At 53.8% G+C, this 6,887-nt stretch carries 7 protein-coding genes; 2 read left to right on the plus strand and 5 right to left on the minus strand.

Annotated features, from left to right (window positions below):
* The 3 genes from lpxH to AB5Z09_RS02410 form a co-directional block, all read right to left on the minus strand.
* Positions 1-495 (minus strand): UDP-2,3-diacylglucosamine diphosphatase (gene lpxH, locus AB5Z09_RS02400; protein WP_368194547.1); only part of this gene is annotated, 495 nt, incomplete at its 3' end.
* Positions 492-1,289, minus strand: coding sequence for a DUF4269 domain-containing protein (locus tag AB5Z09_RS02405; RefSeq protein WP_330125569.1), 798 nt, complete (start codon positions 1,287-1,289; stop codon positions 492-494). The genes lpxH and AB5Z09_RS02405, both read right to left, overlap by 4 nt.
* Complete coding sequence (locus AB5Z09_RS02410) at positions 1,279-1,776, minus strand: peptidylprolyl isomerase (RefSeq protein WP_005337417.1); 498 nt, start codon at positions 1,774-1,776, stop codon at positions 1,279-1,281. Before AB5Z09_RS02410 ends, AB5Z09_RS02405 begins: the two co-directional genes overlap by 11 nt.
* Positions 1,777-1,988: 212 nt before the next feature.
* Here AB5Z09_RS02410 and cysS point away from each other — a divergent pair, with 212 nt between their 5' ends.
* Together cysS and AB5Z09_RS02420 are read left to right on the plus strand one after the other, a co-directional pair.
* A complete protein-coding gene (gene cysS, locus AB5Z09_RS02415) occupies positions 1,989-3,365 on the plus strand; it encodes a cysteine--tRNA ligase (protein WP_019445081.1) in 1,377 nt (458 codons plus the stop codon).
* A gap of 118 nt (positions 3,366-3,483) precedes the next feature.
* On the plus strand, positions 3,484-4,125 hold the full coding sequence (locus AB5Z09_RS02420; RefSeq protein WP_043849439.1) for a hypothetical protein: 642 nt from the start codon (positions 3,484-3,486) through the stop codon (positions 4,123-4,125).
* Positions 4,126-4,239: 114 nt separating this feature from the next.
* Here AB5Z09_RS02420 and AB5Z09_RS02425 read toward each other — a convergent pair whose 3' ends face one another.
* Both AB5Z09_RS02425 and AB5Z09_RS02430 read right to left on the minus strand, forming a co-directional pair.
* Positions 4,240-4,761, minus strand: a complete 522-nt coding sequence (locus tag AB5Z09_RS02425) for a hypothetical protein (protein WP_185900040.1) — start codon at positions 4,759-4,761, stop codon at positions 4,240-4,242.
* A 431-nt stretch (positions 4,762-5,192) separates the two neighbouring features.
* On the minus strand, positions 5,193-6,062 hold the full coding sequence (locus AB5Z09_RS02430; protein ID WP_368171713.1) for a hypothetical protein: 870 nt from the start codon (positions 6,060-6,062) through the stop codon (positions 5,193-5,195).
* Positions 6,063-6,887 lie beyond the last annotated feature (825 nt).

Genomic DNA, 6,887 nt, shown 5'->3' on the forward strand with positions numbered 1-6,887 from the left:
GGCATTTTCCATCTGGCTTTGGCCGCGCATCTTGCTGGCGATGGCCTGACGGCGGGCGAGCGGCAGGCGCAGGAACAGCCAGCGCAGCCATTTGAGCTGGGTGATGCGGCGAAACTTCTGATACCCCTCATCCAGGGTGCAGAGCAGATCGCCGTGGCTCAGCACGACCCGCTCCCCATAGAGCTCGATAACGCAAGGGTCACCCAGCAATGTCATCCCAGCGCGCTTGGCAAACTGCTGGCCCAGCAGAAAGTCACGGTTGCCGTGGATAAAGTAGATGGGCACGTTCTGCTGGCTCAGGGCCAAGAAGGCATCGGCCATCTGTTGATGGAGCGGATTGGGGTCATCGTCACCAATCCAGAATTCGAAGAGATCCCCCAGCACATAGAGGGCATCGGCGCCGGGGGCGTCGTGCTCGAGAAAGCGCACCAGTGCCGCGGTCATATCGGGCCGCTGGGCAGAGAGGTGAATGTCACTGATAAAGAGGGTGCTCATGATGTGGGGGTCGGGCTCTCGGTCGAAACAGGGCAAACAGGGGTGGCAGAGATAGTAGAAACAACGGGGGACGAACAGTGCGCTGCGGGCGCCATCGCGCCAGTTGCGGTATGGATATCGTCACGGGATGGCGGCTGCCATGACAGCTCGGCCAGATTTCGTTCCTCCAGCGTCAGCAGCGCTTCATAAGGATCGCCCGCCAGCTTCAGCAATCGGCACATCGCCGCTTCCCCTTTCAATCCCTCTTCAAGGCGCAGGCGCTGCACTTCGCGGTAGAAAGCATCGCCAAACCGCTCGAGCAACGCGGCCATCAGGGTGAGGTGGCGCCAGCCGTTCAGCGTCTCGATGGGGGCGGGGGTGACATAGAGTTCCAGCGGCCAGCTGGCCTCGCTCGTGTCAGAACCGGTATCTGCACAGCTCTGGTCGAGGCAGGAAAAGGTGCGCTCCAGCAGCCAGATATTGTCGCCTTTGGCGCTTGCCAGCCAACCTTGAGCTTCGAGCGTTGCGGCAAACGCCGCCGGATCAGCAAGCTGGCAGAGGATATCGAGATCGCTGCCCGGCCGATCGAGGCCGATGGCCAGCGTGCTCACCAGCGCCATATCGGCGCACTGCGCGGCCAGCTCATCCCACACACCGGCGGTGAGCAGGGCATGGGCCGAGCGCTGGCGCGGGTTGCCGTGGGCCAGATAGTCGAGGCGGCGCCAGTTTGGGCTGGCAGTGGGGGAGGCAGATGGAAAAACTGCGGCCGGGGCCGCAGTTTTGTCAGTGCCGAGTCGGCAGAGATCAGTCAGCAAGGGTCACCTTGGTGATCACCACGTCTTCTACCGGCACGTCCTGGTGGATGCGGCCGTAGTTACCGGTCTTGACGCCCTTGATCTTGTTGACCACGTCCATACCGGCGGTCACTTCACCGAATACGCAGTAGCCGAAGCCCTGGGTGGTAGCGGATTTGAAGTCAAGGAAGTCGTTGTTGTTCACGTTGATGAAGAACTGGGCGCTGGCAGAGTGCGGCTCCATGGTGCGGGCCATGGCGATGGTGCCAATCTTGTTGGACAGGCCATTGGCCGCTTCGTTCTTGATGGGAGCGCGGGTGTCTTTCTCTTCAAAGCCCGGGGCATAGCCGCCGCCCTGGATCATGAAGCCGTCGATGACGCGGTGGAAGATGGTGTTGTCGTAGTGACCGTCACGGCAGTATTGCAGGAAGTTGGCCACGGTTTCCGGGGCTTTTTCAGCGTTCAGGGTGAGGGTGATGTCGCCGTGATTGGTGTGCAGAGTGACCATGATATGTCCTTTCATTTGATGCGGGCGACCAAGTGCCCGCAGGTGTATGGCATAAAGTGGTGGCAATTCTAGCCCATCAGGGGCTGGCGGCATAGTCTCTCTGGCGCCGTAACCGTGCTGGCAGGCGGGATTGGCCCGCTTTTCTGCCTCGTTTTCTGCCCCTGAACGGGGTATTATGACCAACCATTTTACTCACAGGCAGTGGTTAGAAGATGCTGAAGATATACAACACACTCACTCGTCAAAAAGAAGAATTCAAACCTATCCACCCGGGCAAGGTGGGCATGTATGTGTGTGGTGTCACCATCTACGATCACTGTCATATCGGCCACGGCCGCACCTTCGTCGCCTTTGATGTGGTCGCTCGCTACCTGCGTTACGCCGGTTACGACCTGACTTACGTGCGCAACATCACCGACGTGGATGACAAGATCATCAAGCGCGCCGCTGAAACCCGCGTCACCTGCGACGAGCTGACCGAGCGTCTGATTGGCGACATGCACGCCGACTTCGACGCCCTCGGTATGGTGCGCCCGGATATCGAACCGCGCGCCACCCAGCACATCGAAGAGATCATCGAGCTGGTGCAATCCCTGCTGGAAAAAGAGCACGCCTACGTGGCGGATAACGGCGATGTGATGTTTATCGTCGAATCCTATGCCGACTACGGCAAGCTCTCCGGCCAGGATCTGGAGCAGCTGCAAGCCGGTGCCCGCGTTGACGTGGTCGATGCCAAGCGCAACCCGCTCGACTTCGTGCTGTGGAAGATGTCGAAGCCCGGCGAACCGACCTGGGAGAGCCCCTGGGGCCCGGGCCGTCCTGGCTGGCACATCGAGTGCTCCGCCATGAACTCCAAGCACCTTGGCAACCACTTCGACATCCACGGCGGCGGTTCCGATCTGCAGTTCCCGCACCACGAGAACGAGATCGCCCAGTCCTGCTGCGCCCACGGTGGCGACTACGTCAACACCTGGATGCACAGCGGCATGGTGATGGTGGATAAAGAGAAGATGTCCAAATCCCTTGGCAACTTCTTCACCATCCGTGACGTGCTGGCCCACTATGACGCCGAAACCGTCCGTTACTTCCTGATGTCTGGCCACTACCGCAGCCAGCTCAACTACTCGGAAGATAACCTCAAGCAAGCCCGCGCCGCGCTGGAGCGCATGTACACCGCCCTGCGCGATCTGCCGGTAGCCGCTGCTGCCGGTGGCGACGAGCAGGTAGCGCGCTTCAAGGAAGCGATGGACGACGACTTCAACACCCCGGAAGCCTACTCCGCCCTGTTCGATCTGGTGCGCGAGATCAACCGCCAGAAGGGTGAAGACATGGCCGTTGCCGCCGCGCTGGGCGCCCGTCTGCGCGAGCTGGGCGCCGTGCTCGGCATCCTGCAGCAAGACCCTGAGGCTTTCTTGAAGGGTGATGAAGCGGACGAAGAGGTTGCCGAAATCGAGCGCCTGATCGCCGAGCGCAATCAGGCCCGTGCCGACAAGAACTGGGCCGCGGCGGATGCCGCCCGCAACCGTCTCACCGAGATGGGGATCGTGCTGGAAGACAGCGCCGGCAAAACCAGCTGGCGCCGTGCCTAAGGGCCGCCGGTTGACGACCTGACGCAGAGCGCAGCCCTTGGGCTGCGCTCTTTTTTTCAGGGCCCGGCGCTTTGTTCAAGGCGCGGCTCATGCAAGCGAACATAAGGAAGATGGCACCATGAAGATATCCAGCTGGCCCGTGCTGGCACTGGCCCTCTCTGCGGCGGCCCTGATCGCCCCGGCCCATGCGGGCACCACCACCAGCGGCAAACTCGATCCGGCCGCCAGTGCCCGCGCCAAGGCCAAGGTGGCCCAGTTTCTCGACTGGGAGCGCCAAGTCAAACCGAGTGGCCTCTATCAGAGCGATCTCGGCGGCGCGCTGCCCACTATCGTCTCCCCCGAGCTGCTCTGCCTGCTCAATGCCGCCTCAAAGGCGCGCGAAATAGCCACCCGCGAGGCCCCCGACGAGAAGCCCCCCTTTGTCGAGGGCAACCCCTTCCTGCCCAACGCCTGGGATAACCTGCTGGGCTCGGAGATCCTCTCGTCGCGCGCCATCGCTGGCAGCCGGGATCGCAGCGAGGTCAAGGTGCGCTTCACCTTTGGCGAGCCGGGCACCCCGCTCGACGCCCCCAGCGGCACCTACCGTTTTGTCAGCACCTATCTGGTACTGGACGGGCCGCAAGGCGCCCGCATCACCGATATCGATGCCGGCGGCAGCTGCGATTTCTGCCAATCCGGCAGCCTGCGCGCCGCCCTCTATGAGACGCTCACCGCCTATCCAGCTGCAGGGGGAGAGCAGTGCAAGGGGTTGGGGAAATAGTTTTTAGTTGGAATTGAGGCGTGTTTGGGGAATAGAAATAAAAACCGCAGCTCAAGGCTGCGGTTTTGGGTTTTTATGAATTTGACACAGTCAATATGAAGATATTTGTTCAATTTATGTTGATATATTGCCACGTAGTGACTCACCATAAGTCTGATAGCCATCATCAGAATGAAAGCGGTCAGAATATCTAGAACCAGAAACTTCAGGAAGCAAATCACGGAATTGACCCCAATTTAATACATGGATTGGGTATAAATCTTCACCGAACGTGGCATTTAGGCCAGATGAATTCCCTGCCGGCCAATGGGAGACAATAAGTAATCGTTCAACTAGGTCTATCTCGCGTGACCAAATTTGATTACTTGGAGTTGCTTTATAACCACCTAACCTACCAACGTATACTGTAACTCTGGATGCATCTTGATTGTATTTCCATCCTTCTTGTGAAAGACGAACCCCAAAGGTTTGTTGGTCTGCTTTTCCTATATAGAGAAGTACATCTGAGCCATAAATAGGATGAGCACCATAAATCTGGTAAACACCAAAATCACAGTATTCATCTCGTAATGTATTTGTTATTTCTTCGTATGAGTAAGGTCCTTCCCAAACCACATGAATTTCTTCTTGATTCATGAGTAATATCCTAAGTGTGTTATGAAACGTGAAGGTTAATATTTATTGTTCAGCTGGAATATTTTTTAAATTATTCACATGCTTACGAGTAATGAAAATACAGCTCAAATCTATTGAATGTTTTGTTTGCACCAATTATCAATCACAGTTGATAAACGAGAGTCTTTAACTGGGTTTTGCCATACATCCCTGAAATTGACTGTTCCACTATTTGTTTTATTCTGTGGTTCATTAGTCTTGTGATGCGGGTAATTATTTCTGTAGAGCAAATCCATGTTGCTTTCGTTGAATTGTGAAACCTAACGCTGCGTTAAGGGGCTGCCAACGTTACTACCAACTTTCTGCATAACACCGTAATCACAATAATCAATGCATAGTAAAAATGCCACGCGTTGGCTGTTCCTCTTGAAGCGTTTGTTAGCTGAATTGGTTTAGATATCTAATTTATTCTGTAATTGCATACAATCAACTAAATGGAAACTTATTTCTTTATCGCTTAGAGATTTATGGTCAATTACTGGCCTAGCTTTAAATTGAGTTGCTTCAACATCTACCACTTTTAGTAGCTTATCGCGTAGTTGTTTATCCCAAGACACATTAAATCGTTGGCCGTCAGAAACAATAGCACCTCGATGACTACTAACAGAAATCATGTCTAGACGGCCAATGATATTGAGTGTTGCTGGTATTTCCTCTTTCCGACGTCCAAGTAAATTTTTATTAGACTCACTTAATCTTAAATCGTTCACGCCGGAGCCAAAGTCGACATATTCAATATTAGCTCCATCAATTGACTGGATTATATTATCTACAGCCCCTTTTGTTGTCTGAGCTGCTAGTAAAATTTTAGGGTCACCAATTAATACTGAACCATCGCTTAAGCTGTAACTAACTTTACTGTTATTACTGCCAATATTAAAACTATTTGAGATAGTAATTTTAACATGCAATCCTTTGTCAGCAATTTTGGCAACAGCATCTCTTAGACTAATAGTATCTTTATATAAAGAAACAATTACATTTGATAATTGATAGCCACCATCCGCTGCTAACGGTGCAAACAGCTCTTTATTGTTGAGAACAAAATCAACCAAAAATTCAACAGATCCCTCTCTAATTCGTACTTGATAATCGATTTGTTCACGAATATGTTTATCCGCTTTGGATTTACCTAGACTTACTGCTATAAGTTGATCGAGAATTTTACGATGATTAGAAATAAGTACATCAAGAGAGCGAAGGCTGTAACTGCCACCAGAGAATGCTAAACCTTTGGCATAAATTCTTAAATCGTCTTTCATAATTCTCCATTATAAATAACTTCGATATTCAGGGCCGTAGGTTCGATTAGCGAAGCGTAATCGGACGTTCGAGAAATAAGGTGTTATCACGGTGAAATACTCACTATCGGGCTTTCGATATACAACCCTTGCCCGATTGGGATATCTACCGCTTGCAGCTATACCCGCCATGATTTTTTCACCTATGCAACTATGTCGATTGCACTTGTTGCATAGGTGCGACAATCTGATCTCGCCATGGGGTGGGCGAGGGGCTGACTCTGAGCTAACAACCCGCCCGATCTTTGCCCCGAATAGGCTGGAGTGTGTTACCGCGGTGCAATGCGCTGCGCTTATTGCACCCTACGTCTGTTTACCGGCCTCGGTGTTGCGGATTGGGTGTTGCCCCCCTGTTGTTCGCCGAGGTGAGACCGTTTGTCCAGGCCGCGAGGCAGGGCCGTAGGTTCGATTAGCGAAGCGTAATCGGACGTTCGAGAAATAAGGTTTATTACGGTGAAATACTCACTTTCGGGCCTTCAATATAAAGCCGTTTCCCGATAAGGATATCTGCCGCTTGCTGCTCTGGCACACCATGATTTTTTCACCTATGCAACCATCTTGATGGAGTCTGTTGCATAGGTGCGACAATTTGCTCTCGCCATGGGGTGGGCGAGGGGCTGACTCTGAGCTAACAACCCGCCCGATCTTTGCCCCGAATAGGCTGGGGTGTGTTACCGCGGTGCAATGCGCTGCGCTTGTTGCACCCTACGCCTGTTAACCTGCCTCGGGGCGGCGGGTTGGCTGTTGCCCCCTGTTGTTCGCCGAGGTGAGTCCGTTTGTCCAGGC

The sequence above is a fragment of the Aeromonas sp. R2-2 genome, from assembly GCF_040908355.1.
GTDB lineage: Bacteria > Pseudomonadota > Gammaproteobacteria > Enterobacterales > Aeromonadaceae > Aeromonas > Aeromonas veronii.